Source organism: Eisenbergiella sp. OF01-20, assembly GCF_003478085.1.
Lineage (GTDB): Bacteria > Bacillota > Clostridia > Lachnospirales > Lachnospiraceae > Eisenbergiella.
The window spans coordinates 545,419-571,803 of record NZ_QUES01000001.1; the positions used below are offsets into that span (position 1 = coordinate 545,419).

Here is a 26,385-nt window from a genome sequence, read left to right on the forward strand (position 1 = left end):
AGACGTACCGGTATTATCAGCGGATGCTCCTGGCCATTTCCAGAAGTCTGGGATAGGCATAGGAGAAAAAGTCCTGATAGCTTTCACAATAGCTGTTCAGCCCCGGAGTCCTTCCGTCGGGAAGAAGCGTCCTGTCCCGGCGGCAGCCGTTCCGGCACAGAGGATACCAGCGGCATTCCTTACATTTGTCGGGAACGTGACGGGACAGATTGACAAAATCCAGGCCTTCCCGGGCCTGATTCATTTCTTCAAAGGAGTTTTCCCGGATATTTCCCAGCTTCCAATCATCCAGGACATAAAAGTCACAGGGGTAGACACTTCCGTCAGCCTCTATCACCCATTGCTCCGAACAAATCCCCATCATATTGCAGGATTCCGGGGGATAGTTATGCAGCATACCGACCCAGTTTTCAAAAGTGCGGTTATAAACCGGATGCCCTTCCTTCCAGTCAGTATACCAATAATCAAAAAGATCCTTCAGGAACTTCCCATATCGGTCCGGCGTTAGGGAATATGTAAGGCTGCCCTTGTTTTCTTCAAAAGGATCGATACAGGGTATATACTGCTGGTAGGTGAAGCCCTGTTCTCCGAAAAACTGATAGATCCGTTTGATCCGCCTGGCGGACTGGGCCGTCACCACCGTGAGAATATTAAATTCCACCTTGTATTCCTGGAAAAGGCGGGCTGTTTCCATGACCCGCGTAAAGCTTCCGGTTTGATCAGGAAATTTGCGGTTTTCATCGTGCAGCTGTTCGTAGCCGTCCAGCGATAAGCCCACAAGAAACCGGTTGTCATGAAGAAAACGTGCCCACTCTTCATCGATGACAATCCCGTTGGTCTGCAGGCTGTTGTGGATTTCGACCCCTCTGTGATTATGTTTCTTTTCAATCTCTATAAGGGTTCTGAAAAAATCCAGGCCGGCCAGGGTAGGCTCCCCTCCCTGAAAAGCAAAGGTTGCCATACGGGTCACCTGGTTCAGCGTTTTTTCCACCAGAATATCCAGTGTCTCTTCGGACATCATCCCATAGGTTCTTTCGCTGCGGTTATTCATTTCATCCGCATAAAAACAGTAACGGCAGCGGAGATTACAGCTCCCGGAAGCAGGTTTGATCAATAAAGTAACAGCAGGCTGTTTTGGCATGGCAATAGCTCCTCTCAATGTATATAAATTCAGAATATAACAAATTGGATAACTTGGCAACTCTATCTAAGTTTCCGCTCCGAAGCTGCGGCACATTTCCATAAAACGACGTGCGTTTTCCGTCAGATATTTGTTTTGATGGTAGATGATGGAAAAGCTTCGGTGCAGGGCCGGCGCGTCGAAGGGGATGCAGGAAACGGTGCCCTGGTTTAACGCTTCCGCCACCAGCAGGCAAGGCAGGGCGGAAATGCCTATATTTCTGCTCACGGCCCGCACAAGGGATTGGGTGCTCACACTTTCCCACAAAATGGTCATTGGCAGCTGGCTGTAGTTCATCAAGTCCTCAGCGGCTTCCCGGCCGGCGCTTCCTTTTTCCCGCAGGACAAAGGGGCAGGCGGAGATATCCTTAAGGGATACGTCCTTTTTTTGGAGAAGAGGATGCTTAGGCGAGCAGATAAAGCAGATCCGATCCTCCAGAAAAGGTTCGCTTATGATTTGGTTATGCTGGGGCGTTCCTTCCACAAGGGCAAAATCCAGCTGGTTGTTCAGCACGGCCTCTTCGATAAAGCCGGAATTATTAATGGTTACTTTAGGGCTTGCAGAAGGGTATTGCATGGTATACTGCTGTATCAGCGAGGGCAGAAGGAAATTGCCGATAGTTACGCTGGATCCGATGCGCAGGGTGGCGGATTGTTTCCAGGCCGGGATCTTTTCTTCCATTTCATCAAACAGGGATATGATATGGAGGGCATAGTCATAGAGCTGTTCCCCCTGCTCGGTGATGAAAATCCGCCTGGAAAATCGTTCGAAAAGGCGGATTTTGTAATTCTCCTCCAGTTCCCGGATAGCAAGGCTTACTGAGGGCTGGGCGAGGTGCAGGCGGTCAGAGGCTTTGGTGATGCTGCGTTCCTGATAAACAGCTACAAAAATACGAAGATGGCGTAACGTCATGGAAGAATCCTCCGTTGTGAATTCATAATGATTTTGTTATGTAATATATAATATAATACTATTTTACTTATATAACAAGTGGATGTATACTTACCATGTCGGATAAAAGAAAACAATCCATAGTATAAAAAATGGGTAAAGGGGTTTGGTAATGGAAAAGAAAAGTAAAGTGCTTAAAAAGTTATTTTTTTCCACCCTGTATCTGAGTACCTTCACCTTCGGAGGCGGATACGTAATTGTGACATTGATGAAGGATAAGTTTGTGGATGAGCTTCACTGGATAGATGAGGAAGAGATGCTGGATCTTGTGGCAATCGCCCAGTCATCGCCGGGAGCCATTGCAGTAAACGGAGCAATTGTAGTCGGATATAAGCTGGCCGGCATTCCCGGTGTCCTGTGTTCCATACTCGGGGCGATCCTGCCGCCTATGATTATTCTGTCGCTGATCTCCCTGTGTTATGATGCCTTCCGTTCCAACCTCATAGTGGGTTCCATGCTGAAAGGGATGCAGTCCGGGGTTGCCGCTGTGATTGCATCGGTGGTTTTTGATATGGGGAGCAAGGTCGTGAAGGAGAAGGACTGGATGAATATTGTTATCATGGGAGTCAGCTTCCTGATTAGCTATTTCTTCCAGGTAAACGTGGTATTGATTATCATTGTGGTGGCATGTATCGGAGCGGTACGCACTTTCGTTAAAGAAAGAAGGGGGGCAAAGGCATGATTTACCTCCAGTTGTTCTTAAGCTTTCTACAGATTGGCGCTTTCAGCTTCGGCGGAGGTTATGCCGCCATGCCTTTGATTCAGAGCCAGGTGGTTGATCTGCACGGCTGGCTGACCATGAAGGAATTTACCGATTTGGTGACCATTGCGGAGATGACACCGGGCCCCATTGCCGTGAATTCAGCAACTTTTGTGGGAACGCAGATAGCCGGACCGCTTGGTGCCATTATTGCGACGGCAGGCTGTATTCTGCCCTCCTGCATCTTCGTAACCGCCCTTGCCTATATTTATATGAAATACCGGAAAATGAGCATGCTCCAGGGAATACTTGGCTCCCTGCGCCCTGCGGTGGTGGCGATGATCGCCAAAGCCGGGGTTACTATTCTGATATCCGCCGTATTCTTGAGCGGAGCGGTGGAAGTAGCACTGGATAATATTTCTGTCCGTGCGATTCTGTGGTTTGCGGCGGCATTAGTCCTGCTGCGGAAAAAGAAGATGAATCCTATCATGGTCATGGTTTTGTGCGGGGTCATGGAAACGATATGTGTACTGGTGATGAAATGGATATAAGTAATCTTTTTACTATAGGGGAAATGGGAAGGCTTTTCCGTACCAACATCCGGACGCTGCGTTATTATGATGAAATCGGCCTGCTGAAGCCGGAGATGGTGGACGCCTCCACCGGTTACCGATATTATTCTTCCAGGCAGTTTGAACGGATGAATACCATTAAATATCTGCGTACCCTGAATATGCCGCTGGATAAAATCAGGGCATTTTTTGAGAACAGGGATACAACGGTTATAGAACAGATATTGGAGGAGCAGCTGGAAGAAACCAGAAAGCAGCTTTCTTCGCTGCACGCCATAGAAAGGAAGCTTGCCACCAGGCTGGATCAGCTGCATTATGCGATGAATGCGCCTTTGGGAGAAATCTGCAGGAAATTCGTTCCCGCCCGCCCTGCGGCTTTCCTGAAAAAAGAGATCTCCCTGGAGGAAAGCCTGGAATATCCTATCCGGGAATTGGAACGGACCAACCAGCTTCCGCCTTCTGTTTTTCTGGGAAAGGTGGGGGTGTCCATCAGCAGGACCGATCTGATGAAAAGGCAGTTTGCCCATTTCTCAGGTATTTTTATTTTACTGGAAGAGGAAGATAATTATCAGGGAGAACGTACCCTGCTTCCGGAGGGGGAATATCTCAGTATTTTGTATACAGGTACCCATCAGGATTCCGCTTCCTATTATGAAAGGCTCCTGGAATATATGAAACAGCAGAAGCTTTTCTGCTCCGGGGATTCCGTGGAAATTACCTGGATAGATTCCGGCTTTACCGATGACCAGGGAAAATATGTGACGGAGCTGCAGATTCCTGTTGCAGTGCACCGCGACGCCCAGTATACTGAAAGCATCAGGAGGGATTCCTGAAAATACAGGAAAAAAGGGGTAATTAAATGGAAAAAGGGAGAGATTCTTCCGATAGAGAAAAAGGTCCCGGGCCATGGACACTGGGGTTCCGGATCCCGGAAGAAGAAGGGATTATCTTTTTAGGAGAGGATGACGGAAGGGGTTTTGAACTGGAATTCAGAAAAGGGAAGCTTTCCGTCAGCATCCGGTTTCCTGTCAGGACGGAGCCGGTTAAGCTGGAGGCGGCATGTGAGCCGGGATATGAGGCCATGCTTACTTATACCGGGTACAGGCTGGAGCTGTGGGCCGAAGGAGAGCTGGCGGATGAGGACTGGCCTATCGGGCAGGTGGATATCGCAGGAATCTGTAAAACGGGACAGGGAATCCCGGTAAGCCTGCAGTTGGGGAAATGTCCTGTAAGGCAGGAAAAAGAACGTACTTTTACAGGGATACAGGGATGGAAACCGGAAGGGGCCAATGTGCATCTCGGTGACTGCATGCCTTTTTATTGGGAGGGAACCTTCCATCTCTTTTATTTGTATGACCGCCGGGGCCATAAAAGCAAATGGGGGCTGGGAGCCCATCAGTGGGCGCATATAGCGACCAGGGATCTGGTGAACTGGACGGAATACCCGATTGCCGTGGGAATTGATGAAGAAGCGGAAGGATCCATCTGTACGGGATCGGTTCTGTTCCATGACGGAAAATACCATGCTTTTTATGCGGTCCGTATGTGTGACGGATCCCCTGCGCAGCTTACCTGCGCCGTATCGGAGGACGGCATTCAATTCATAAAGAGCCATGAGGTTTTTGCCCTGCAGCCCCCTTACGACGGGGCGTCGGCCCGGGATCCAAAGGTGATCCGGGATGAGCAGGGAACGTTTCATATGTTTGTAACAACCTCTCTCATAAAGGACGGGCAGAGCAGAGGCTGTCTTGCCCATCTGTTATCCTCCGATCTCATTACTTGGGAGACGGCGGAACCCCTTGTGGTGCTGGATATCAGCGACCAGCCGGAATGCAGTGATTATTTTAAACTCGGGGGATATTATTATCTGGTATACAGCAATTTCGGTACGGCCAGATACTTTTTTTCGCCGAACCCGTTCGGCCCATGGCAGGCCCCGGAGGATAATATCGTGATGGAACGTGCCTACCGCGTCCCCAAGGCGGCGGAATGGAAAGAGGGGCGGATCCTCTTTGCGGGTTTCTATGTGGATCCGGATGTTGACTATGGCGGAACGGTGCGTTTTTATGAGGCGAAGGCACGCAAAGACGGTTCCCTGCGTTTCCTTCCGGTGCCGGAGATGGAGGAAGGCTGTTGACGGATTATCCTTATGTCCGGGCAGGTAAAAAAATAAAAAGGGTTGACCCTCCAGTTACTGGAGGGTTTATTCTTTGTCCATATTCTTATATCTACGGGAGAGAACTACATATGAAACGGACAGAGAATAACCTGACAAAAGGGAATGTGATCCGGGTACTGTTTACCTTTGCCGTACCCTTTATCGCGGCAAATATCATACAGGCCCTGTATGGAGCTGTTGATTTGTTTGTCATCGGCAGATACTGCAGCCCGGAAAGCGTGGCGGCGGTTTCTACAGGAACACAGGTAACACAGATCATCACGAGCCTGATTACAGGGCTGACACTGGGAAGTACAATTCTGGTTGGTAAATATACGGGGATGGAAGCGGAGGAGGAAGTTAAGAAAACGATAGGGACCACCCTCACCGTATTTGCTATAGCAGCGGCTCTTCTTACGGTGCTGATGCTTCTGTTTACGGATCAGATCCTGCTTCTGCTCAAAACCCCGGAGGCCTCCTTTGAACTGGCGGGAACCTACGTGCGCATCTGCTGCTGCGGGATCCTGTTCATCTGCGGCTATAATGCAATCAGTGCCATTCTGCGGGGATACGGGGATTCCCGCAGGCCGATGCTCTTTATTGCGCTTTCCTGTATCCTGAATATTGCGGGGGATTTCATCCTGGTAAAGGGAGCAGGCCTGGGGGTGGCAGGTGTCGCTTTGGCTACCATCGGATCCCAGGCGGTAAGTATGATAACGGCAATCATCTATCTGAACCGCAGGCGTTTTATCTTCACCTTCCGGCTGGAGAATTTCCGGATTGATCCGGGAAAGGTAAGAGAACTTGCCTGGGTGGGAATCCCCATTTCCCTGCAGGAATGTATGGTGCGGTTTTCCTTTCTGTATCTGACCAGCGTAACGAACAGGCTTGGGATCTATGCGGCTTCCGCAGTGGGCATTGCCAGCAAATATGATGTATTTGCCATGCTGCCCGCGACCTCTGTCGCCAATGCGCTGGCAGCGGTTACGGCACAGAATTACGGAGCCGGGAAACCGGAACGCGCCAGAAAAAGCCTGTTCGCAGGCCTCATTTTCGCTGCTGCGGCCTCCTCCCTTTTCTGGCTGTGGGCGCAGTTGTCTCCGCAGTCCATGATTGGTATATTTTCCGGAGACCCGGCCATCATTGAAGCAGGGATCCCCTTTTTTGTCACTTGCAGCTATGATTATATCGCCGTTAGCTTTGTTTTCTGCCTGAACGGGTATCTGAACGGGCGATCCAAAACCATATTTACCATGATAAGCTGCGGCTTCGGGGCACTGGCCCTGCGGATTCCCCTGATTCATCTGGTTTATACATACTGGCCCGGGGATCTCACCCGGATAGGGGCTATTGCGCCTGTGGTTTCCGGTTTTATGGCCTTTTACACCCTGATCTATGTAGGGATACAGTTTTATAAGGAAAGACAGCAGACAACAGAGAACGCTGTACGGGCCGATGTATTATAAACGGGTTTCCAAAACAGGAAACGCCATTGCAGAAATATTTGCAATGGCGTTTCTTATCCTATATAATTAGCTTTAAAATGTGCGGCCTCCTCCGGAAATAACGCCGCTTATCCCGCCTTTTATTTCAGGAACAGCTCAATAACGGGTACCAGGCTGTGGGGCTTCACCGGAGGAAGGTAGAGAATGAGATCATCATTTTTCTTTTCTTCATCCTGTGCGGAAAAATGGTCAATGGCACCTTCGGTGAACAGGATTTCGCTTCCGTCATGAAGGAACTGTACATATTCCACCTTTCCCGCCAAACCTGGCAGACACAGATGGGCGAAGGGATAGGCGAACAGATGGAGATACAGTCGGCTTCCGTCCTCGCTCTGGGTATAACGGCAGTCGGCAGGAGCGGTAAATTCCGGTTCCGCCATGGTGCAGCCGTAAATGGAGCGGCTGTTATATTTCATCCAGTCCGCATAGACCTTCAGAGCTTCCTCCGCGCGGTAATCCAGATAACCTCTGGAGGTGGGGCCTACATTCATCAGCAGGTTGCCGCCGCAGGATACCGTATTGATCAGCATACGGAGAAGCATTTCCGGTGTTTTCCAGGTCTGCTCATCACGGTAATAGCCCCAGGAGCCGGAAAAGGTCTGGCAGGCTTCCCAGGTAACCAGTTCACCGGTTTCCTTGTGGGTGATCCAGCCGGTGGGCTGATACTGTTCCGGAGTCCAGAGATCCTGTTCGATATCCGTACGGTTATCGATGATAATATCCGGCTGGAGGGATCGTGCCGTAGCAAGGAGTTTTTCGGCTTCCCAGTCCTCTTTTCCTTTCCCCTTCATCCAGGAACAGGGGCCTTCCCCATCCCTGCCGTCGTAGGAAAAATCAAACCAGAGGACATCGATTTTTCCGTAGTTGGTAAGCAGCTCGGTAACCTGGTTCCTCATGTATTCCGCATATTTCTGCATGTCCCGTCCCTGGTTTAGTTCCAGGGCGTCCGCATCGTCTCTGCGGGGATGCAGGACATCAATGGGAAAATCCGGATGATGCCAGTCGATGAGAGAGTAATAGAACCCGATGTGCAGTCCCTCCGCGCGGAAAGCATCTACATATTCCCGGATTAAATCCTTTCCGCAGGGAGTATTGGTGGATTTATAATCCGTATATTTGCTGTCGAACAGGCAGAAGCCTTCATGGTGTTTAGTGGTCATAACCACATATTTCATGCCGGCGGCTTTCGCCTGTTTTGCCCATTCCTTCGGGTCATAAAGATCCGGGTTAAAATGTTTGAAATAGAGATCGTAATGCTCTTCGGAGATTTTTTCATTGGTTTTCACCCATTCATGACGTGCGGGCATCGCATAAAGCCCGAAATGAATGAACATACCAAACCGGTCATGGGTGAACCAGCTGGTGTCTCCGGGGGTTTTGCGGGTAACATAGCTTGACATATTTCCTCCGTTCTGCCGTAACTGCGGCACATCTTTATTTTTACCTGCCTTATTGCCGGCGGCCAAGATGTATGATGGGTATATTGTAGTTAATAATGGAGCGGGAGAACATGTCAAAAACGGGAAAAAATATGGAGTTTTCAGCATGATTTATTCAACGAACCGAAAGCCTGTAAAGCTGTGGAAAAAGCTCAGCCTGGAAGTGGCGGATTCCGGCTTTGCGAAGGCGGACACTACCTGGAATATGAAAAATGTGTGTTCCCCTTATTCCAGGATTTATTACATTCCGGAGGGAGAAGGGACGGTTATCCTGCAGGGACGGGAAATTCCGTTACGGAAAGGGCATATATACCTGATTCCGGCGGGGCTTTTATATGATTACCGGTGTGACGAATACATGGAACAGCTGTACTTCCATGTAAATATCACCATGCCTAACGGGATGGATTTATTTTACGGCTGCGGGGAGATATTTGAGAAAGGTGCGCCTTTTGGGCGGCAGGAAAAGGCGGTGAAGCTTTACTGGTCCTCCCATATGGAGGATGCCTTCCGTCTCCGGGGGATGCTTTGGGAGGAACTGGGGGATTTTATAAAAATGGCAGGGATCCAGGAGGAAGGAATGAAATGTTATTCAGAAATGGTGGATCAGGTTTTTGCGCTGGCCCAGAAACCGGTGAGCGCCAGAAATCATGTGCGTTCCCTGGCCGCCAGCCTTCATGTATCGGAAAGCACGCTTTCCAAACGGTTCCGCGGGGAAACCGGGATGACTCCCGGCATTTATCTGGAACAGCTTATGCTCCAGAAGGCCTGCCGGCTGCTGATACATAGTGACAAAACAATGGCGCAGATTGCGGAGGAACTGGAATTTTCCGATCAGTTTTATTTCGCCAAATTTTTTAAGCGGCTGATGCATATGCCGCCGAGTGCTTATCGGAGACAGATGAGAGAAAACGAAAGAGACGGATTGGAGAACAGACATGGTACAGACAATTTTTGAACTGCTTTGGTATTTTTTTATTTATTCATTTATAGGCTGGTGTGCGGAAATCGCTTATGCTGCAATAAAGCACAGGAAATTTATGAACCGTGGATTTCTGAACGGCCCCCTCTGCCCGGTTTACGGCGTGGGTATGGTGCTGATCCTTCTTTTTTTCGGATCCCTGAAAGGAAATTTTGTTTTCCTGGCGCTGGGCTGTTCGGTAATGGCGGCTGTGGTGGAATTTTTTACCGGCGCTCTCATGGAAAAGGTATTCCGGTGCAAATGGTGGGATTACTCCGGCTATAAGCATAATATAGGCGGATACATATGCCCGCAGTTTTCCCTGCTTTGGGGAATCGGGGCGGCACTTATCATTACCTTTCTCCACCCTTTTTTCGCCCCGCTCATCGGGATGATTCCTTCTCTGCTCGTAAAGATTACGGCCGTTGTGCTGCTCGTGGCAGCGGCGGCGGATTTTGTCTCCGTAACAGGCGCCATCCTGCAGATGGAGCGGACTGCGCGCATTGATGAGATTGCGGCGGGAATGCAGGAGGTTTCCAACCGGCTGGGCAATGCGATTTTCAACGGGATCCGGAAACGTATGACAAAGGCTTTTCCCAATCTGGAGAAGGAAGGGGAGAATGCGCTGGCGGAGGCGTTTCGCAGGAAGGAACGGGTAAAAAGCCTGGTATTCGCGCAAGGATGCAGCTTCCACAAGCTGGTCTGGCTGTTCTTTATCGGCGCGTTTCTGGGGGATATCACGGAAACCATATTCTGCCGCGTAACGGCGGGAGTCTGGATGAGCCGAAGCAGTGTAATATATGGTCCCTTCAGCATCGTCTGGGGAATCGGCGTGGTGGTGCTCACCATGATGCTTCATAAATACAGGGATAAGGATGACCGCTATCTCTTTATATTCGGAACCGTGGTGGGCGGAGCCTATGAATATGCATGCAGCGTTTTCACCGAAATGGTTTTCGGTACGGTTTTCTGGGATTACAGCAAAATCCCTTTTAACCTGGGAGGACGGATTAACCTGCTTTACTGTTTTTTCTGGGGGCTTGCCTCTGTGCTGTGGATTAAAAACGTATATCCGTTCCTTTCCCGATGGATTGAAAAAATCCCCAAAAAAGCCGGAACGGTAATTAGCTGGCTCTTTCTCCTGTTCATGACGGTGAATATCGTATTGTCGGGGATGGCACTGGGCCGCTACAGTGACAGGTATGCGGGAAAACCTGCGGCAAACAGCGTGGAAAGCTTTCTGGATTCCCACTATCCGGATGAACGGATGGAGCGTGTATATCCCAATGCCATCATTAAGGAATAGCGGTCTTAAGGCTGGCTGTTAAAAAATTTCATCCCGGAACAAAGCTGCATCAATCTACCAACATAAATACATCCTCAGCCACACATACTAAACGTGTCGGAGGATGTATTTTTTTATGGAAAAAAGGGATTGTGCGGCAATTTCACATACCAGCCGCACGGACTGTAAAAATACGTACCGAACCTTATTTTATGCATCAGAAAGGAGTTTTATTATGGATAAAAACGGTAATCATCTTGCTATTGCAAGTGTTCCCTGCCAGAAATGGAAATCCACCTATGAACCGGAGGCCGCCCTGAAGAAGGGGACCATCTTCCCGGAATTAAACATGCCTTTTTTCAAGGCGGATGATGGGGACGAAATCCCATCCGCCAAAAGGAATACGCAGGAAGCTGACACAAAGCAGCAGGAGAGGGAAGCTCTTCTGACGAAAATTAACGAAGCCGGCTTTATGGTAAATGATCTCACACTGTATCTGGATACCCATGAAACGGAGGAAGAGGCGCTCCGTATGTTTGAAGAGTATGCCAACCGGAAAGTAATGCTGATGAAAGAATTCGCAGAAAAATTTTATCCCCTGTCACAAAACTGTATGGTCCTGTGCGGTAAGGCGGCAACGGATACCGCGCACGGAGGATCCCCCCTGAATACAGCAAAAACATTCAGCTGGACGGATGGCCCGGCACCTTGGGAAGGAGCGTGTATATAAATGTGGGTATATGAAAAAAGATTGCAATTCCCGGTAAAAATCACAAAAACCTGTCCGAAAACGGCACAGATGATTATAAGCCAGTACGGCGGACCGGACGGTGAGCTGTCCGCATCCATGCGGTATCTTGCCCAGCGTTATTCCATGCCGGTCAAGGAAGTGGGCGGGCTGCTGACAGACATCGGGACCGAGGAACTGGCGCATATGGAGATTATCTGCTCCATGGTTTACCAGCTGACAAAGCATCTGACAATCGAACAGGCTAAGGAAGCGGGATTCGATGCTTATTATATCGATCATACCACAGCGCTCTGGCCCCAGGCTGCGGCGGGCCTGCCTTTTACTGCGATTGAATTCCAGTCCAAGGGAGATGCCATAGCGGATCTGACGGAGGATTTGGCTGCGGAACAGAAGGCGAGGACCGTATATGATAATCTGCTCCGTATGATCACGGATCCGGAGGTCAGGGAGCCTCTTAAATTTTTGCGTACCAGGGAAATTGTCCACTTCCAGAGATTCGGTGAAGCGCTGGAAAAGACAAAGGATAAACTGGATTCCAATAACTTCTATTATTACAATCCGGAATTTGATAAGGAAATGAAGGATACTAACAAGTCATAACAGTTCAGACAGGTCTGAACAATGGATTACTGCATCCGGCTGCTGGAACCGCTGTGTGGGAGCCGGATGCCGCCCGCATCCATGTTTTCTTCCGGTCTGCGCATTTCCTGCGCAGACCTTTCCGCGGGCCGCATAGACCTTTTCGTCCATCCGGCCTTGAAACGCTTCTTCGGGCATGGTATAATTGCCCGAAGAAAATCAGGGCTGCCGGAGCGGTTCCGGTATACCGAACCAGGAGGATACATATGGTACCAAGTCTTGCGAGAATGTCGGTTATTATCAAATCCCGGCATGAAACCTCCGTTATGACGGGAAATTATGAGATGGCTTATATTTGCGGCCTGCTGTGTAAGCTTACGGGAACGGCGCCTCCACCCCTGGAGTCACCCGCCCGGCTTCAGGAAGCCATGATGAACAGTCTGGAACAATACCAGACGGAGGACGACAGGGAAAAAAATATCATTAAAATGCTCAAATACTACAAGCCGGACGGCCTGCTTGACGATCAGGTCAGGGAGCTGTACAGGATGGGACTGGAAGAAAGAACCCCCTGGAAGAGATAAAAAGACAGGAGAGAACCATGGCGAAGAAAAAAATTATGCTGCTGACCACAGGGGGGACCATCGCTTCCCACAAAACGGAGCACGGGCTTGCGCCGGCGCTCACGGCGGAGGAAATCCTGGAATTCCTTCCATCCATGGACGGTATCTGCCATCTGGAGGCCAGAAACCTTTTCAGTATTGACAGCACCAATATGACATGCAGCCACTGGATGCAGCTTGCGGGAGCCATTGAGGAAAGCTATCCTTATTTTGACGGCTTTGTCGTCCTGCACGGAACGGATACCATGGCTTATACGGCAGCCGCCCTTTCCTACCTGATCCAGAATTCCCCCAAGCCCATTGTACTCACCGGTTCCCAAAGACCTCTGGAAATGGAAATATCGGATGCCAGAATGAATCTGCGGGACAGTATTGTCTACGCGCTGGATGAGCAGTCCAGCGGTGTCAGCCTGGTGTTCGGCGGTAAGGTAATAGCGGGTACCAGGGCGAAAAAGGTAAAGACCATGAGCTATAATGCCTTTGCCAGCATCAATTACCCGGAACTGGCGGTAATGCGTGATGATCATCTGGTACGTTATATTGAGCCGAAGCCTTTTCCGGAGAAGCTTATCTTTTCCCACGGACTGAATGACCGGGTATTTCTGCTGAAGCTGACCCCGGGAATGTCTCCGCTGATCCTGAAGGATATCTTTGCCCAATATGACGGTATCATTGTGGAAAGCTTTGGAGTGGGAGGAATTCCGGACAGCCTTCTGCAGGAATTCGTCCGGCTGATGCAGGTATATGGTACCGGCAAGGCCGTGGTGCTGACAACGCAGGTAACCTATGAAGGAAGTAACATCGGGGTTTATGAGGTGGGCAAGAGAGTGCAGGAACAGTTTCATCTCCTGGAGGCTTACGATATGAACCTTGAGGCGGTCTTTACTAAACTGATGTGGATCCTGGGCCGCAAACCGGCAGACTTTGAAGAGGTAAAGGCCCTGTTTTATAAAACGGTCAATTATGATTTTTTTATGTGAATATTTTCCAATTGTCTTTCATATACTTCTTAGTAAGAATAAGAAATAACAGGAGGACAACCATGCCGAGAGGAAGGAAAAACAAATCTCTGGATGAAAGAATCCAGGATACGCAGCAGAGTATTTATAATCTGGAGGTAAGGACCCAGGAGCTTTATGAGGAATTGGAAGAGCTTCTGAAGCAGAAGAAAAATGAAGAGCTTGAGAAATTGTCGGAAGCCCTGGAAGAAGCCGGCGTTTCCGTGGATGAGGTGCTTGCCCAGCTGAAAACAGATGTGCAGGAAAACATTGCCTGAAGCAGTTGAGATGCATAAAATAAGAAGAAGAGCAGGATTGGCCTTGCGGCATGCAGACCTTCCTGTTCTTTTTTTATAAAAATTTTAGAATTGATCTTCCTGAAAAGAAAAGAAAGAATTGCGTGACAGCCGGTTACGCCATATAATAGAAATAGCGCACTAAGAAGGGAGGAACGAAAATGAGTGTATTAGGTAATCTTTTATGGTTTCTTTGCGGTGGTTTTTTCAGTGCACTGGGCTGGTTTCTGGCCGGTGTTTTATGGAGCATTACGATTATAGGGCTGCCCATAGGAAAACAGTGCTTTAAGTTCGCAGCTGTGGCGGCATGGCCCTTTGGAAAAGAAATTGTTTACGGAGGAGGCGCCGGTTCGCTGATTCTGAACATCTTCTGGATGATCCTCACGGGTATCCCCATGGCTCTTGAATCGCTGTTGCTGGGTATTTTGCTGTGCATCACCATTATTGGAATACCGTTTGGCCTGCAGCATTTTAAACTGGCTAAACTGGCATTGATGCCCTTTGGCTCACAGATAATATATACATAGGAATGAGGGGATTTTGATGGGACTTCAAAAGAGTGAACAGGAAACAAAAAAGAAATGCAGTCTGGCGGCGCTGTTTGCGCCAACCGATATGACGGAGGGCTCACCCGGCAAACGGATTGTGGCCTTTGCCATACCCATGCTGATCGGCAATATCGCCCAGCAGCTGTATAATACGGTGGACAGTATTGTGGTAGGACGTTATGTGGGAGATAATGCCCTTGCCGCCGTGGGGAGTGCAAGCCCTATCCTGAATCTGCTGCTGGTGCTGTTTGTGGGCATATCTGTGGGAGCCAGTATCATGGTATCCCAGTATTTTGGAGCAAAACAGAGGGAAGAACTGTCCGGCTCCATCGGATGCAGCATCACACTGACGGCTATTTCTTCGGTAATTATTATGATAGTGGCGCCGTTGGTGGTAAGGCCGCTGCTGCGGCTTCTGAATACGCCGGAAAGCATTATGGACTGGTGCGCTTCCTATCTGATTATCCTTTTTGTGGGAATTGCCGGAATGGCTTATTATAACATTCTGAGCGGTATTCTCCGGGGGTTGGGGGATTCCGTTTCCGCGCTGGTTTATCTGCTCGTTGCGACGGTGCTGAACATCGGGCTGGATATCCTGTTTGTGGCGGTTTTCCAGATGGGAGTTGCGGGTGTTGCGCTTGCCACTGCGATTGCGCAGGCAGTATCGGCTATCATGTGCTTTTTCAAGCTGGCAAATATGAAGGATATTTTTGACCTGAAGCTGCATTATCTGAAGCCGGAAAAAAAGCATTCAGCCGATATGATACGTCTTGGCCTGCCCTCCGGCTTTACGCAGGCGGTTTTCTCCATGGCGATGATCGTTGTCCAGTCCCTGACCAACAGTTTCGGGGAAATGTTAATTGCAGCCAATGTCATCATCATGCGTGTGGACGGTTTTGCGATGATGCCTAACTTTTCCTTTGGTACGGCAATGACAACATTTGCGGGACAGAATGTGGGAGCCAGGAAATATACACGAGTGGAAAGCGGAGCCAAAGAAGGAACGATTATTTCCGCCGCCATATCCGCCACGATTACGGCGCTGATATTAATTTTCGGCAAATATCTGATGGGCATTTTTACGGAGACAAAGGAACTGGTGGAGCTGAGTATGCACCTCATGCGGATTCTGGCTGTGGGATATATCGCCATGGCTGTGACACAGTGTCTTTCCGGCGTTATGAGAGGGGCGGGAGATACCATGACGCCCATGTGGATTTCCCTGATTACGACCGTGGCCATCCGGGTACCCCTGGCTTATGGGATCGCCTGGTTTACCAGAACGCCGGAGCTTCCCAACGGAAGAAATGAGTGTGTGTTTATTTCCCTTTTATGCTCGTGGGTACTGGGCGCCCTGATTACCTACCTTTTCTATAGGAAGGGTACCTGGAAAAAGAAAGCGCTGGATAATTGACACGGCAAACAGATTCGATCAAAAACTGCTGCTTCTAAATCAGAAGCAGCAGTTTTTTAATCCCTTGTTTCGTTTACGCGTATCCGATTATTCATCCTCGGCTTCCGTATTTTTAGGCTTGGGAGCCATGTATGTGGAATTTCCCACATATTCCGTACTCACTTCCTGGCCGTCCTGATACGTGGTAAAATACGTTTTCGCGGAAAGGCTTCCTGTTTTCTTTGCCCAAAGCTTGAAGCTGCGGCCGTTTAAATCATGCTCCCATACCAGCACATTGATGGTGAGCTTCTTGCCTTCCGTATAAGCCTGCAGAATAACCGGCGCGGAATAATTGTTGCGGAACCGTAAATCCTTGGAGCCGGCAGAGATAGCCGCATCCAGTCCCAGAGGCAGATAATGTACAGGCATGCTGTGGGGATGACGCTCCAGAACCACTAGGCCGGCATTCTTTACTGCATTGTAGGTTGTGGAGGATACCTGGCAGATGCCTCCGCCGATAGCCATGACTGTTTCTCCGTTCAGATAAGCGCCTGCTTCCCGGTAGCCGTTGGCTGAGGTTCGGGGCTGGATGGCGGTGCTCACGGAGACTTCCTGCCCGGGCATAATAATCATATTGTTCAGATGACCGGCCGCTACCTTAATATTATTGATACGGTTGGAGGAGCTTGTGGAAAAGCTTGTGGTACAGCTTCCTGCCAGCACGAAGTCCGGACTGTAGGTCAGAACCCCTTCATTCACAATAGAAGTAAGGTAACCGGAGGTAAGCTCCAGAGTTATCGTCTGTGGGGTGCCCGCCGCAAACTGCTGCTGCAGCGTTGTAAGCAGCCAGTTTTTTACATTGGCATTGAGCTGGTAATAGGTTTGTCCGGAATTATAGATGTAGCTTCCCGTGCCCGTATCAAAGATGGGGCTGTCGCTTTGAAATACCTGTGTTTTCAGCTGCTCGTTAATGGCATTGAGAAATACGTCGATAACGGCTGTTTCGCCCAGAACGCACTGGGGGATCCCGGTATCATTGGAGAGAAAAACCGGATAGTCCTTCATGGTATTGATTCCCATGGCCCATACCTGGCCGTTCATGGTGAGGATAATGTTCTGGTTCAGCCATTGTGCATCAATATAGCGGCTGTCGGATATCGTAGTTGTAATACCTCCTGCCGGAGGCGCTTCTGCGGCGGCTGCCTGAATGGGCAGAGCGGCGGCAGCGGAGACCGGAGCGGCAAGAAGCAAACATATCAGTAGTAATGGTTTCCATTGTAATTTTGTCATATCTGAATACCGTCCTTTCGAAAATACACCAATTCTCTAGGAATTAGTCTTTAATAGAATATCATATATCCATAAGTTTTCCAACCGGAAAAACAGATTTTATAAAAATATGGAAATGCAGAAAGGAAAAGGGTATGATAGAAAGGCATAAACAATTGGTTAGGGAGGCTTCTATGTATAAGATTCTGCTCGTGGAGGATGACAGTACAATAACGGCGGTTTTGAAACGCACTCTGGAAAAATGGGGATATGAGGCGGAGGCTGTTTCCGACTTCGGTCATGTGGAAGAAGAATTTATCCGTTATTCGCCGGATTTGGTTCTGCTTGATATATCCCTGCCCTTTTTTGACGGCTATTATTGGTGCCGGGAATTCCGTAAAACAAGCCAGGTGCCGATTATCTTTATCTCCTCGGCTTCCGATGACATGAATCTGGTCATGGCAGTAAACATGGGGGCGGATGATTTCCTTTCCAAACCCTTTAAGCTGGAAGTGGTGCTTGCGAAAATACAGGCGCTGCTCCGCCGGGCCTATACCTTCGGTACCCGGAAGGATGTACTGCGTGCAGGGGATGCCACCCTTTCCCTTCACGATGCGGTGCTTGACTATCGGGGCAGGAAACTGGAGCTGACTAAAAATGAATTCCGGATACTGAGCCTTTTGATGGAAAAAAGAGGCACTGTCGTCTCAAGGGATGAAATGATAAGGAATCTGTGGGAAAATGAATCCTTTATCGACGATAATACCCTGACGGTAAATGTGACAAGACTGCGGAAAAAGCTGGAGGAAATAGGGCTTACGGATTATATCCGGACCAAAAAGGGGCTTGGCTATCTCCTTCCGGAGAAAACAGAGGGAGAATAGGCGGATGGGAAAAGAAAGAAAATATGGACGGGAATATCTGCGGGAACGCAAGGGGCTTCTGTTTTATCTGTTTGTGTACCTGTTCCTTCTGTTCGTCTGGTGGCTGTACGGTCTGCCCTGGCAGCCGATGGCATATTTGTTCTTGCTGCTTACGGTTTTGGCTGTGCTGCAGCTTATGTATAGCTTCCGGAAGTACCGGAACAGGAGAAGGCTTCTGGAGCTGTATAGAAAGCAGGCGGCAGAAGGCATTTTTACGGCGGAGGAAGAGCCGGAAGGCCTTGAGGGGGACTGGTATGCGTTCGCCAGGGCATGGTATGGGGAATATGAGCGGCAGAAAGAAGAAAACCGCAGGGAAAGAGAGAGAAGCGGCAGGTATTATACCCTTTGGTCCCACCAGATAAAGACACCGATTGCGGCCATGCATCTGCTTCTTCAGGAGGAAAAGAAGGATCTGCTTTCTCTGGAACAGGAGCTGCGGAAGGCAGAGCAGTACGTGGATATGGCGCTGCAATACCAGCGTCTGGACCGGACAGGCAGAGATCTGGTCTTAAAGGAGTATTCCCTGGATATGCTGGTAAAAAAGGCGGTAAAAAATATGGCCTCCGTTTTTATCTATAACAAAATAGGAATTCAGATCGATGAAATGGCCGGAGGTGTGCTGACAGACGAAAAATGGTTTTTATTTGTGCTGGAGCAGGTGCTGGGCAATGCGGTAAAATATACGGCCGGCAGGAAACACGGGGAAATCAGGATATACAAGAGGGATACGGATAACGGGCCGGCTCTTGTGGTGGAAGATAATGGGATAGGAATCCGCGCAGAGGATATTCCCAGAGTGTTTGAATGGGGGTATACCGGATTTAACGGAAGACAGGAAAAGCGCTCTACGGGAATCGGTCTCTTCCTGTGCCGCCAGGCGATGGATATGCTGGGCCAGTCCATAGCCATTGAAGCCGGGGAAGGGAAGGGGACCCGGGTGATACTGGGCATTTCCCGGAAGAAAATGGAAATGGAATAGAGTTGACATTCCGGGAACGCGTGCATATAATATATGACAATACTCTTTGCACTGCATACAAATCTACAGTACAAACTGAGCAGGCTGTGTGTTCTGCCGGCATTCGTTGCGGCCGGGGAGGATCCATGGATAGCCGGGCCGTCGTAATGGCAGCAGATGGAATAAGCATCTGTGGGACAGTATTTTTTCTGTCCCCCAGGTGCTTTTTTATACCCTGGCGGGCAGACAAATGCAAATCTTGTATGTGTCATAGAGTTATCTTACAAATCAGGAGGTAACTTTTATGGAACAGAATCTCAGAAAAAACAAGGAAATAACCGGTGATACGCAGTTAGCCATGCGGGTGTCCGTAATCAGTGTGGCCATCAATCTGTTGTTATCTTTACTGAAGCTGGCTGCGGGACTGATCGCAAAATCAGGGGCCATGGTGTCCGATGCCGTCCATTCCGCTTCCGATGTATTCAGCACCTTCATAGTAATGATCGGGGTTGTCATATCCGGCAGACAATCGGATTCCGGACATCCATACGGGCATGAGCGTATGGAATGTGTGGCATCCATCGTGCTGGCGGTCATCCTGGCGGCTACGGGAATCGGAATCGGCGCAGCGGGAATCGAAAAAATAACACCGGGAGGTACCGGCACGATCCTGGTCCCCGGACAACTGGCCCTGGCGGCAGCCGTCTTATCCATCCTTGTAAAGGAATGGATGTATTGGTTTACAAGGGCAGCAGCTAAAAAAATCAACTCCGGAGCCCTCATGGCCGATGCGTGGCACCACCGTTCGGATGCACTCTCCTCCGTTGGGGCATTCGCCGGTATCCTCGGCGCCAGGCTGGGTTTTCCCATCTTTGATCCGATAGCCAGTCTGCTGATCTGCCTGTTTATAGAAAAGGCGGCCCTGGATATATTCCGGGATGCGGCGGCCAAAATGGTTGACAAGGCGTGTCCGGAAGAGACGGCGGAAAAAATGAAGAAGGTGATAGAAGAGCAAGAAGGAGTGGAGCGGATCGATATGTTAAAAACAAGGCTGTTCGGTTCCAAAATATATGTGGATGTGGAAATATCCATGGACGGAACCCGGCCGCTGGAGGAGACACACCGGACGGCGGAGGCTGTCCACAGCGCCATAGAGATGGAATTCCCGGAGGTCAAACATTGTATGGTACATACCAATCCCATGTAACCGGCCGTATCTTACAGGAATGTAAGGTTTCCGGTGAAAATGTAAGGCAGATCGATGGAATCCTTCTTTTTGTATCCTTATAATAAAAGGCGTAACCAAAGTCAATAAGGCAGAATGGAGGATAAGATGGCACTGTTGGAAGTTAATCATCTGAAAAAAATATATACCACACGGTTCGGCGGAGCAAAGGTGGAAGCCCTTGCGGATGTGGAATTTTCCGTGGAAAAGGGCGAGTATGTGGCAATTATGGGAGAGTCGGGTTCCGGAAAAACCACCCTTCTGAATATCCTTGCGGCCCTGGACCGGCCTACAGGCGGAAAGGTACTGCTTGATGGAACAGATATGTCGGCAGTACCTGACAGCCGTATGGCAGCTTACCGGAGGGACAACCTGGGGTTCGTATTCCAGGATTTTAATCTGCTGGATACCTTTTCCCTCAAGGATAATATTTTCCTGCCCATGGTACTGGCCAGAAAAGATTATAAAGAGATGGAAGAGAGGCTGAAGCCGCTGGCGCGGAAGCTGGAAATCGGGGAACTGTTGGAGAAATACCCTTATGAAGTGTCCGGAGGACAGAAACAGCGGGCGGCTGTAGCCAGAGCCTTAATCACCAGGCCGCAGATTCTTCTCGCCGATGAGCCTACCGGGGCCCTTGACTCCCGGGCCGCAGACGGCCTGCTTGGGATGTTTGAGGAAATTAATAAAAGCGGGCAGACGGTCTTTATGGTGACCCACAGCATCCGGGCGGCGAGTCATGCGGGCCGTGTTCTTTTTATCAAGGACGGAATAATATTCCACCAGCTCTACCGGGGGGATGGTTCCAACGAAGAGATGTACCAGAAAATATCCGATACCCTAACCGTTCTGGCCACAGGCAGAGAGGAGGCGTGAGATGAATACCATGCATAACCTTCTGTTTTATCCCCGTCTGGCCGGAACAAATGTGAAAAAGAACAGCAGCATCTATTATCCGTATCTGTTTGCCGGAAGTCTGATGGCCGGACTTCTTTACGTACTCAATTCCGTAGCCGACATGGTGGCGGACAGCGGAATGGAGGGCGGGGATATCATGCATATGCTTGTCCGCATCTGTTTTTTTATCTGCATCCTGTTTGTCTTTATCATATTATTTTATATTAACAGTTTTATTATGAAACGCAGAAAAAAGGAGTTCGGCCTGTTCTGTATTCTGGGGATGGAAAAAAAGCATCTGGCTTTTGTCCTGTTCTGGGAGGTATTCCTGGGCATGCTGATAAGCCTTCTGGCCGGTATTGGGGGAGGCGCCCTGTTCAGTCAGCTGATGTTCCTGCTCCTGCTGAAATTTGCGGGGCTGCCCGGAAGGCTCACGTTCCGGATCCCCGTTCAGGCAGTAGGGGAAACCTGTCTGATTTATCTCATTTGTTTCAGTTTTGTCCTTGTTTATGATATTTACAGCGTGTTCAGAGCGAATCCCACCGAGCTTTTAAGGAGCAGCCGGGAAGGGGAACGGGAACCGAAAACCAGATGGTTCCTTGCCCTTATCGGGGCTGCTTCATTGGGGGCAGGTTATGTGAAGGCGCTGACAACCTATACGGCATCCGATGCGCTCATGGCTTTTTTCCCGGCTGTTATTCTTGTCATTATCGGCACCTATTGTCTGTTCCAGGCAGGCAGCATCGCTTTGCTGAAAACGTTACGGAAAAAGAAATCCTTTTATTACAGGCCGGAAAATTTCGTTTCGGTTTCAGGAATGATTTACCGGATGAAGCAGAATGCCGCCGGGCTGGCAAGTATCTGTATTCTGTCCACAGCGGTTCTGGTAACCCTTTCCAGCTGCCTGAGCTTATACGCAGGGGAAGAAGATATGCTGAAGAACCAGTTCCCCAGGGAAATCAATCTGTATGCCGAACTGCCGGAGCTTACAGAGGGAGGCGGTTCTGGGGAAAGCACCGTCCCTGGTGCCATGAAGGAGGCTGCGGAGGCTCTATCCGTATCCGCGGGCTGTACGGCAAAGAAGCAGATGGAGTTATACCTGCTGTCCTTTGGCGCATCTTATATGAATAACCGCTTCAGCACCGCCTTTGGGGACAACGGAAGAACAAGTATGGTATCCATCCTGCCGTTGGACGACTATAACCGCCTTTATGATCAAACCCGTGTACTGGAGGAAGGGGAGGTACTGTATCTTACCACAGGAGAACCCTTGTCAGGGGAAGTGGAGATCTGCGGTGAAAAATACCGGATACGGGAACAGCTGAAAGAGGAACCGTTCAGGGAATCGGACATTACACAGTTCCTGGGCTTTGGTTCGGCGGCGGAACTGCACGTATTCATTGTCCCCGGCTTGCAGGACATGGGCAGACTGTCCGCCGCCAGCAATGCGCAAGCCCAGGAAGGGAGATTTCCCGCCTACATCTATTATAATTTGTTTTTTGATTTGGAAGGAGGGGAGGAGGCGGTGACGGCCTTCGAAAGCCGTGCGGCAGCTGAAATTCCGGGGATTACCCGCATCTATGTGAGAAGCCAGGCCAGGGCGGAATTTTATGAACTCTATGGAAGCATTCTTTTTGTGGGGATCTTTTTCATCGCTTTGTTCCTGACGGCAACGGTACTCATTATTTATTATAAACAGATAACAGAAGGATACGATGACAGGGAACGCTTCCAAATCATGGAAAAAGTGGGGATGAGTGTAAAAGAAGTGAGGAAAACGATTACCAGACAGGTTCTCCTGATCTTTTTCCTTCCGTTGGGGATGTCGGTGATCCATATCGCCGTGGCTTTTCCCCAGCTGTGCAAAATGATGACGGTTTTCGGGATGACCAACATCGGCCTGTTTGCGGTATTTACCCTGCTTTCCGTATTCCTTTTCGCATTGGCCTACCTTCTGGTATATCGCCTTACGGCGAGAATTTATTTTAAAATCGTCCAGGCATGACACAGACGGTCATTTTTCTTCACACGCATGATAAGAAGTATCGTCCCGGCGGAATTCCAGAGGGGTTTTCCCATAGGTCTGCCGGAAGGCTTTTTTATAAAATATATTGCCTTTTCTCTTTAAATATGATAGTATGACTAACGCGGGTTAGTTTAGCCAAACCAAATACTGGTAATATATGCCGGACGGTAAAATAGAAAGGGTGTTGGTAAGGATGAGTAAGAGGAGAGAAAAAGGATTACTGATATGTTCAGCAATCATGCTGGCGGGTTTGCTGGGGGCGTGTGCCTCTTCTGCAGGTACACCGGATCCTTCGCAGGCAGAAGGTATGCGTACGGTGGAAACGGATAAGGGGCCGGTAGAAATTCCTGTGGATCCCCAAATCATTGTTTCCGATTATTATCTGGGCGAATTCCTGGCTGTGGATGTAAAGCCGGTAATCGCATCGCCTTATTCGCTGTCCAACCCTTTTCTGGAGGGACGGACGGAAGGGATCCAGGAACTGAATACAGTGAGCGCGGAAACGTCGCTGGAAATGATTGTTGAAAAAGAACCGGATTTAATTATTACGATTACGGAAGCCGATTATGAGAAATATTCAGAAATAGCACCTACGGTATACATCCGGGACGGCAAACGCAGCGATGAGGAACTATTCCGTTATATTGCCGATCTGACAGGAAGGGGTGAGGAAGCGGAAGCTTATCTTTCGGATTTTAACAAAAGGGTGACAGAGGTAAAAGATGAAATCCGGGAAATTGTTGGGGAACGCACCGTTTCTGTGGTGGAAGTATGGCCGCAGCAGATCTATACCATAGGCAGCCATTTTGCCAGGGGAGGCTCCATCCTGTATGATATGTGGGAATTAAAGGCGCCGGAGAAGGTACAGAAGGAAATGGTGGAGGGAGATACGGCCTATGAAGTGGTTTCCCTGGAGGCATTGCCTGAGTACACCGGTGACTTCATCCTGTATGGCGTTCTGGCGGATACGGACAGCTCCTTTTTGGAAGATTCCAAATTATGGAACAGTCTGGATGCTGTGAAGGAAGGCCGTGTGCTGCCTTATGAGCAGGTGGCGTTCATGCACAGGGACCCTATTACACGCAACGCCCAACTGGATATCTTTGTGGAATTTTTTAGAAGGTTTGGGGAACAAGGATGAAAGCGGGCGGGCACAGGAAAAGAATTTGGTTCCTGCTGGCGGGGAGCGCTGCAGTTATCATAGCCGCAGCGCTCTCTGTGCTGTACGGCAGTACCGGCATTCCTGCGAAGCAGGTATTGGAAGCCGTGCTTCATCCCGATATGGCAAACAGGCAGCATATCGTCATACAGGAACTGCGGATCCCGCGGACCCTGGGCTGTATGCTGGTGGGGGCTTCCTTCGCCTCCGCCGGGGCTATAATGCAGGGAGTGACCCGGAATCCGCTGGCGGATTCCGGTCTTTTGGGGATCAATGCCGGCGCTTCCTTTGCACTGGCACTTTGCCTTGCCTTTCTGCCGGGGCTGGGCTTTACGGGAGTGGTAGGTTTCTCCTTCCTGGGGGCTGCGGCAGCGATGACGGCTGTGTATGGACTGATGAGTCTGAAACGGAGGAAAACGGATCCGGTGCGGCTGGTGCTGGCAGGCAGCGCGGTCAGTATTTTTCTTTCTTCCCTCAGCCAGGGCGTATCGATCTTCTATAATATAGGCTATGATCTCACCTTTTGGACCGCAGGCGGAGTGGCGGGCATCCGCACCCGCCAGCTGCAGTTGGCCGGTCCGGTGATTCTGGCAGGGCTTTTGGCGGCTCTGGCGCTTTCCGGCCGGGTATCCATGCTCAGCCTGGGAGAGGATGCCGCCAGAGGTCTGGGATTACGGGTGGAACGTTCCCGGCTGCTCTGCCTCTTTGTGGTACTGCTGCTGGCCGGAGGTGCTGTCGCTTTGGCCGGTCCCGTCGCCTTTGTGGGATTGATGGTCCCTCATGTAGTCCGTTTTTTTGTGGGATCGGATTACCGCAGCATCATTCCCTGTACTATGGCAGCAGGCGCGTTTTTTATGCTTGCAGCAGATATCGTATCCCGTGTTGTGAATGCACCTGGTGAAACACCGATCGGTCTGGTATTCGCAGTCATCGGTGTGCCGTTCTTTATCTGGACGGCCCGAAAGGAGGGGAAAGCGTTTGACTGAATCCGGACGAAAACTGCGTACAGGCGCCGTTATGGGTATCCTTGCGGCACTGCTTGCCGTCGGAATATGGCTGGATATCAACGCAGGCTACAGACAGATAAGCCTGGAGGAACTCTGGCAGATAATAAGGGGAGAAGGGGTAAAAAGCCTTCGCTATACACTGCTGAACCTGCGGCTCCCCCGGGTGCTTACCAGCCTGCTGGTGGGAGTGGGGCTTTCGGTATCCGGCTGTGTCATACAGGGCGTATCCCGCAATGAAATGGCAGAACCGGGCATACTGGGCGTAAACGCGGGGGCGGGACTGTTTGTGGCCGCTTTCCTGGTCTTTTTCCCGCAAAGCGGCCTGAAACTTACCTTCCTTTTACCTGTTCTTGCTTTTGCCGGTTCCCTGGCGGCAGCCTTTCTGGATTACCGCCTGGCCCTGACCCGGCAGGGGCTGTCGCCGAAGCGGCTTTTATTGGTGGGAATCGCCATGTCCACGGCTCTTTCCAGCGTGACAACCATGCTGATGCTGCGTATGTCGGACAGGGAATATGCATTTGTACAAAACTGGCTGGCGGGAAATATCTGGGGGGCGTCCTGGCCTAATGTGCGCCTTCTTTCCGCCGGTCTGCTTGCATTGGTTCTCTTTGTATTCTATAAAAGCAGGACCCTGAATGTTCTGGCACTGGGACGGCAGACGGCCACAGGACTGGGTGCGGATGTACCCCGCCAGTCCGCGGTGCTTTTGGGGGCGGCCGTTGCCATGTCCAGCCTGTGCTGTGCGGTGGGCGGCGGACTGAGCTTTGTCGGACTGGTATGCCCCCATCTGGCCCGCCGCCTGGTGGGGCCGGATTACCGGGTGCTGCTTCCTGCAGCGGTGCTTTCCGGCGCGGTGCTGATGACCTTTTCCGATATCCTGTCCCGTACGCTTTTGTCCCCAAACGAAATACCGGTGGGGATTGTGGCGGCAGTGATCGGGGCGCCTTATTTCTTATACCTGCTGATTCAAACATAAAGGAGGAGA

Annotated in this window: 26 protein-coding genes and 1 riboswitch; of the genes, 22 read left to right on the top strand and 4 right to left on the bottom strand. The window is 50.1% G+C overall.

The features are described from left to right. Positions 1 to 16: 16 nt before the first annotated feature. Together DXA36_RS02650 and DXA36_RS02655 are read right to left on the bottom strand one after the other, a co-directional pair. Entirely contained in the window at positions 17 to 1,141 is a 1,125-nt protein-coding gene (locus tag DXA36_RS02650) for an anaerobic sulfatase maturase (RefSeq protein WP_118676031.1), read from the bottom strand. A 66-nt stretch (positions 1,142 to 1,207) separates the two neighbouring features. After that, the gene (locus DXA36_RS02655; RefSeq protein WP_118676032.1) at positions 1,208 to 2,092 is read right to left on the bottom strand and encodes a LysR family transcriptional regulator; all 885 of its coding nucleotides are present in this window, start codon (positions 2,090 to 2,092) and stop codon (positions 1,208 to 1,210) included. Positions 2,093 to 2,243: 151 nt separating this feature from the next. Between DXA36_RS02655 and DXA36_RS02660 the strand changes: the two genes are divergently transcribed. From DXA36_RS02660 to DXA36_RS02680, 5 genes are all read left to right on the top strand, one after another. Beyond that, entirely contained in the window at positions 2,244 to 2,813 is a 570-nt protein-coding gene (locus DXA36_RS02660) for a chromate transporter (RefSeq protein ID WP_118676033.1), read from the top strand. Then, positions 2,810 to 3,382: a chromate transporter gene (locus tag DXA36_RS02665; RefSeq protein ID WP_118676034.1), complete on the top strand. Its 573-nt coding sequence runs from the start codon at positions 2,810 to 2,812 to the stop codon at positions 3,380 to 3,382. The genes DXA36_RS02660 and DXA36_RS02665 overlap by 4 nt, the downstream gene beginning before the upstream one ends. Further along, positions 3,379 to 4,236: a MerR family transcriptional regulator gene (locus tag DXA36_RS02670; protein ID WP_118676421.1), complete on the top strand. Its 858-nt coding sequence runs from the start codon at positions 3,379 to 3,381 to the stop codon at positions 4,234 to 4,236. The genes DXA36_RS02665 and DXA36_RS02670 overlap by 4 nt, the downstream gene beginning before the upstream one ends. A gap of 26 nt (positions 4,237 to 4,262) precedes the next feature. Further along, on the top strand, positions 4,263 to 5,540 hold the full coding sequence (locus tag DXA36_RS02675; protein ID WP_118676035.1) for a family 43 glycosylhydrolase: 1,278 nt from the start codon (positions 4,263 to 4,265) through the stop codon (positions 5,538 to 5,540). A gap of 110 nt (positions 5,541 to 5,650) precedes the next feature. Then, complete coding sequence (locus DXA36_RS02680) at positions 5,651 to 7,027, top strand: MATE family efflux transporter (protein WP_243114548.1); 1,377 nt, start codon at positions 5,651 to 5,653, stop codon at positions 7,025 to 7,027. 119 nt (positions 7,028 to 7,146) lie between these two features. Here DXA36_RS02680 and DXA36_RS02685 read toward each other — a convergent pair whose 3' ends face one another. Then, complete coding sequence (locus DXA36_RS02685) at positions 7,147 to 8,466, bottom strand: alpha-L-fucosidase (protein ID WP_118676036.1); 1,320 nt, start codon at positions 8,464 to 8,466, stop codon at positions 7,147 to 7,149. Between the two features lie 145 nt (positions 8,467 to 8,611). Here DXA36_RS02685 and DXA36_RS02690 point away from each other — a divergent pair, with 145 nt between their 5' ends. The 9 genes from DXA36_RS02690 (at position 8,612) to DXA36_RS02735 (ending at position 15,960) form a co-directional block, all read left to right on the top strand. Continuing rightward, positions 8,612 to 9,463 carry an AraC family transcriptional regulator gene (locus DXA36_RS02690; RefSeq protein ID WP_182478891.1) on the top strand — a complete coding sequence of 284 codons (852 nt, stop codon included), beginning with the start codon at positions 8,612 to 8,614 and terminating at the stop codon, positions 9,461 to 9,463. Beyond that, positions 9,444 to 10,772, top strand: coding sequence for a putative ABC transporter permease (locus DXA36_RS02695; protein ID WP_118676038.1), 1,329 nt, complete (start codon positions 9,444 to 9,446; stop codon positions 10,770 to 10,772). Before DXA36_RS02690 ends, DXA36_RS02695 begins: the two co-directional genes overlap by 20 nt. Before the next feature lie 214 nt (positions 10,773 to 10,986). Continuing rightward, positions 10,987 to 11,481 carry a spore coat protein CotJB gene (locus tag DXA36_RS32845; RefSeq protein ID WP_182478892.1) on the top strand — a complete coding sequence of 165 codons (495 nt, stop codon included), beginning with the start codon at positions 10,987 to 10,989 and terminating at the stop codon, positions 11,479 to 11,481. Next, positions 11,482 to 12,102: a manganese catalase family protein gene (locus tag DXA36_RS02705; protein WP_118676039.1), complete on the top strand. Its 621-nt coding sequence runs from the start codon at positions 11,482 to 11,484 to the stop codon at positions 12,100 to 12,102. It begins immediately after the preceding gene. Between the two features lie 245 nt (positions 12,103 to 12,347). Then, a complete protein-coding gene (locus tag DXA36_RS02715) occupies positions 12,348 to 12,665 on the top strand; it encodes a DUF3837 domain-containing protein (RefSeq protein WP_118676041.1) in 318 nt (105 codons plus the stop codon). Between the two features lie 17 nt (positions 12,666 to 12,682). After that, the gene (locus DXA36_RS02720) at positions 12,683 to 13,684 is read left to right on the top strand and encodes an asparaginase (RefSeq protein WP_118676042.1); all 1,002 of its coding nucleotides are present in this window, start codon (positions 12,683 to 12,685) and stop codon (positions 13,682 to 13,684) included. 62 nt (positions 13,685 to 13,746) lie between these two features. Beyond that, on the top strand, positions 13,747 to 13,980 hold the full coding sequence (locus tag DXA36_RS02725; RefSeq protein ID WP_118676043.1) for a hypothetical protein: 234 nt from the start codon (positions 13,747 to 13,749) through the stop codon (positions 13,978 to 13,980). 179 nt (positions 13,981 to 14,159) lie between these two features. Then, positions 14,160 to 14,525, top strand: coding sequence for a YccF domain-containing protein (locus DXA36_RS02730; RefSeq protein WP_118676044.1), 366 nt, complete (start codon positions 14,160 to 14,162; stop codon positions 14,523 to 14,525). Between the two features lie 16 nt (positions 14,526 to 14,541). Beyond that, entirely contained in the window at positions 14,542 to 15,960 is a 1,419-nt protein-coding gene (locus DXA36_RS02735) for an MATE family efflux transporter (protein WP_118676045.1), read from the top strand. An 87-nt stretch (positions 15,961 to 16,047) separates the two neighbouring features. On the opposite strand, the gene DXA36_RS02740 is transcribed toward DXA36_RS02735, so the two are convergent. After that, positions 16,048 to 17,229 (bottom strand): VanW family protein, encoded by a 1,182-nt coding sequence (locus DXA36_RS02740; RefSeq protein ID WP_118676046.1) that lies wholly within the window; start codon positions 17,227 to 17,229, stop codon positions 16,048 to 16,050. A 173-nt stretch (positions 17,230 to 17,402) separates the two neighbouring features. Between DXA36_RS02740 and DXA36_RS02745 the strand changes: the two genes are divergently transcribed. The 8 genes from DXA36_RS02745 (at position 17,403) to DXA36_RS02780 (ending at position 26,376) form a co-directional block, all read left to right on the top strand. Continuing rightward, entirely contained in the window at positions 17,403 to 18,092 is a 690-nt protein-coding gene (locus DXA36_RS02745; protein WP_118676426.1) for a response regulator transcription factor, read from the top strand. Positions 18,093 to 18,096: 4 nt separating this feature from the next. Then, positions 18,097 to 19,110 (top strand): sensor histidine kinase, encoded by a 1,014-nt coding sequence (locus DXA36_RS02750; RefSeq protein WP_118676047.1) that lies wholly within the window; start codon positions 18,097 to 18,099, stop codon positions 19,108 to 19,110. 65 nt (positions 19,111 to 19,175) lie between these two features. Beyond that, a riboswitch (NiCo riboswitch) is annotated at positions 19,176 to 19,292 on the top strand. Between the two features lie 101 nt (positions 19,293 to 19,393). After that, positions 19,394 to 20,296 (top strand): cation diffusion facilitator family transporter, encoded by a 903-nt coding sequence (locus tag DXA36_RS02755; RefSeq protein ID WP_182478893.1) that lies wholly within the window; start codon positions 19,394 to 19,396, stop codon positions 20,294 to 20,296. A 126-nt stretch (positions 20,297 to 20,422) separates the two neighbouring features. After that, positions 20,423 to 21,187, top strand: a complete 765-nt coding sequence (locus tag DXA36_RS02760; protein ID WP_118676048.1) for an ABC transporter ATP-binding protein — start codon at positions 20,423 to 20,425, stop codon at positions 21,185 to 21,187. Between the two features lies 1 nt (position 21,188). Beyond that, positions 21,189 to 23,213, top strand: a complete 2,025-nt coding sequence (locus DXA36_RS02765) for an ABC transporter permease (protein WP_118676049.1) — start codon at positions 21,189 to 21,191, stop codon at positions 23,211 to 23,213. Positions 23,214 to 23,427: 214 nt separating this feature from the next. Next, on the top strand, positions 23,428 to 24,375 hold the full coding sequence (locus DXA36_RS02770; RefSeq protein WP_118676050.1) for an ABC transporter substrate-binding protein: 948 nt from the start codon (positions 23,428 to 23,430) through the stop codon (positions 24,373 to 24,375). Next, positions 24,372 to 25,379, top strand: a complete 1,008-nt coding sequence (locus tag DXA36_RS02775; protein ID WP_118676051.1) for a FecCD family ABC transporter permease — start codon at positions 24,372 to 24,374, stop codon at positions 25,377 to 25,379. The genes DXA36_RS02770 and DXA36_RS02775 overlap by 4 nt, the downstream gene beginning before the upstream one ends. Continuing rightward, positions 25,372 to 26,376, top strand: coding sequence for a FecCD family ABC transporter permease (locus DXA36_RS02780; RefSeq protein WP_118676052.1), 1,005 nt, complete (start codon positions 25,372 to 25,374; stop codon positions 26,374 to 26,376). Before DXA36_RS02775 ends, DXA36_RS02780 begins: the two co-directional genes overlap by 8 nt. The last annotated feature ends 9 nt before the right edge of the window (positions 26,377 to 26,385 follow it).

Bases quoted from the DNA above. Each gene is read 5' to 3' on its own strand.
- DXA36_RS02655 (WP_118676032.1), bottom strand. From the start codon at position 2,092: ATGACGTTACGCCATCTTCGTATTTTTGTAGCTGTTTATCAGGAACGC.
- DXA36_RS02755 (WP_182478893.1), top strand. From the start codon at position 19,394: ATGGAACAGAATCTCAGAAAAAACAAGGAAATAACCGGTGATACGCAG.
- DXA36_RS02760 (WP_118676048.1), top strand. From the start codon at position 20,423: ATGGCACTGTTGGAAGTTAATCATCTGAAAAAAATATATACCACACGG.
- DXA36_RS02650 (WP_118676031.1), bottom strand. From the start codon at position 1,141: ATGCCAAAACAGCCTGCTGTTACTTTATTGATCAAACCTGCTTCCGGG.
- DXA36_RS02725 (WP_118676043.1), top strand. From the start codon at position 13,747: ATGCCGAGAGGAAGGAAAAACAAATCTCTGGATGAAAGAATCCAGGAT.
- DXA36_RS02740 (WP_118676046.1), bottom strand. From the start codon at position 17,229: ATGACAAAATTACAATGGAAACCATTACTACTGATATGTTTGCTTCTT.
- DXA36_RS02730 (WP_118676044.1), top strand. From the start codon at position 14,160: ATGAGTGTATTAGGTAATCTTTTATGGTTTCTTTGCGGTGGTTTTTTC.
- DXA36_RS02695 (WP_118676038.1), top strand. From the start codon at position 9,444: ATGGTACAGACAATTTTTGAACTGCTTTGGTATTTTTTTATTTATTCA.
- DXA36_RS02745 (WP_118676426.1), top strand. From the start codon at position 17,403: ATGTATAAGATTCTGCTCGTGGAGGATGACAGTACAATAACGGCGGTT.
- DXA36_RS02735 (WP_118676045.1), top strand. From the start codon at position 14,542: ATGGGACTTCAAAAGAGTGAACAGGAAACAAAAAAGAAATGCAGTCTG.
- DXA36_RS02665 (WP_118676034.1), top strand. From the start codon at position 2,810: ATGATTTACCTCCAGTTGTTCTTAAGCTTTCTACAGATTGGCGCTTTC.
- DXA36_RS02765 (WP_118676049.1), top strand. From the start codon at position 21,189: ATGAATACCATGCATAACCTTCTGTTTTATCCCCGTCTGGCCGGAACA.
- DXA36_RS02705 (WP_118676039.1), top strand. From the start codon at position 11,482: ATGTGGGTATATGAAAAAAGATTGCAATTCCCGGTAAAAATCACAAAA.
- DXA36_RS02770 (WP_118676050.1), top strand. From the start codon at position 23,428: ATGAGTAAGAGGAGAGAAAAAGGATTACTGATATGTTCAGCAATCATG.
- DXA36_RS02750 (WP_118676047.1), top strand. From the start codon at position 18,097: ATGGGAAAAGAAAGAAAATATGGACGGGAATATCTGCGGGAACGCAAG.
- DXA36_RS02680 (WP_243114548.1), top strand. From the start codon at position 5,651: ATGAAACGGACAGAGAATAACCTGACAAAAGGGAATGTGATCCGGGTA.
- DXA36_RS02715 (WP_118676041.1), top strand. From the start codon at position 12,348: ATGGTACCAAGTCTTGCGAGAATGTCGGTTATTATCAAATCCCGGCAT.
- DXA36_RS02775 (WP_118676051.1), top strand. From the start codon at position 24,372: ATGAAAGCGGGCGGGCACAGGAAAAGAATTTGGTTCCTGCTGGCGGGG.
- DXA36_RS02685 (WP_118676036.1), bottom strand. From the start codon at position 8,466: ATGTCAAGCTATGTTACCCGCAAAACCCCCGGAGACACCAGCTGGTTC.
- DXA36_RS02675 (WP_118676035.1), top strand. From the start codon at position 4,263: ATGGAAAAAGGGAGAGATTCTTCCGATAGAGAAAAAGGTCCCGGGCCA.
- DXA36_RS02660 (WP_118676033.1), top strand. From the start codon at position 2,244: ATGGAAAAGAAAAGTAAAGTGCTTAAAAAGTTATTTTTTTCCACCCTG.
- DXA36_RS02690 (WP_182478891.1), top strand. From the start codon at position 8,612: ATGATTTATTCAACGAACCGAAAGCCTGTAAAGCTGTGGAAAAAGCTC.
- DXA36_RS02720 (WP_118676042.1), top strand. From the start codon at position 12,683: ATGGCGAAGAAAAAAATTATGCTGCTGACCACAGGGGGGACCATCGCT.
- DXA36_RS32845 (WP_182478892.1), top strand. From the start codon at position 10,987: ATGGATAAAAACGGTAATCATCTTGCTATTGCAAGTGTTCCCTGCCAG.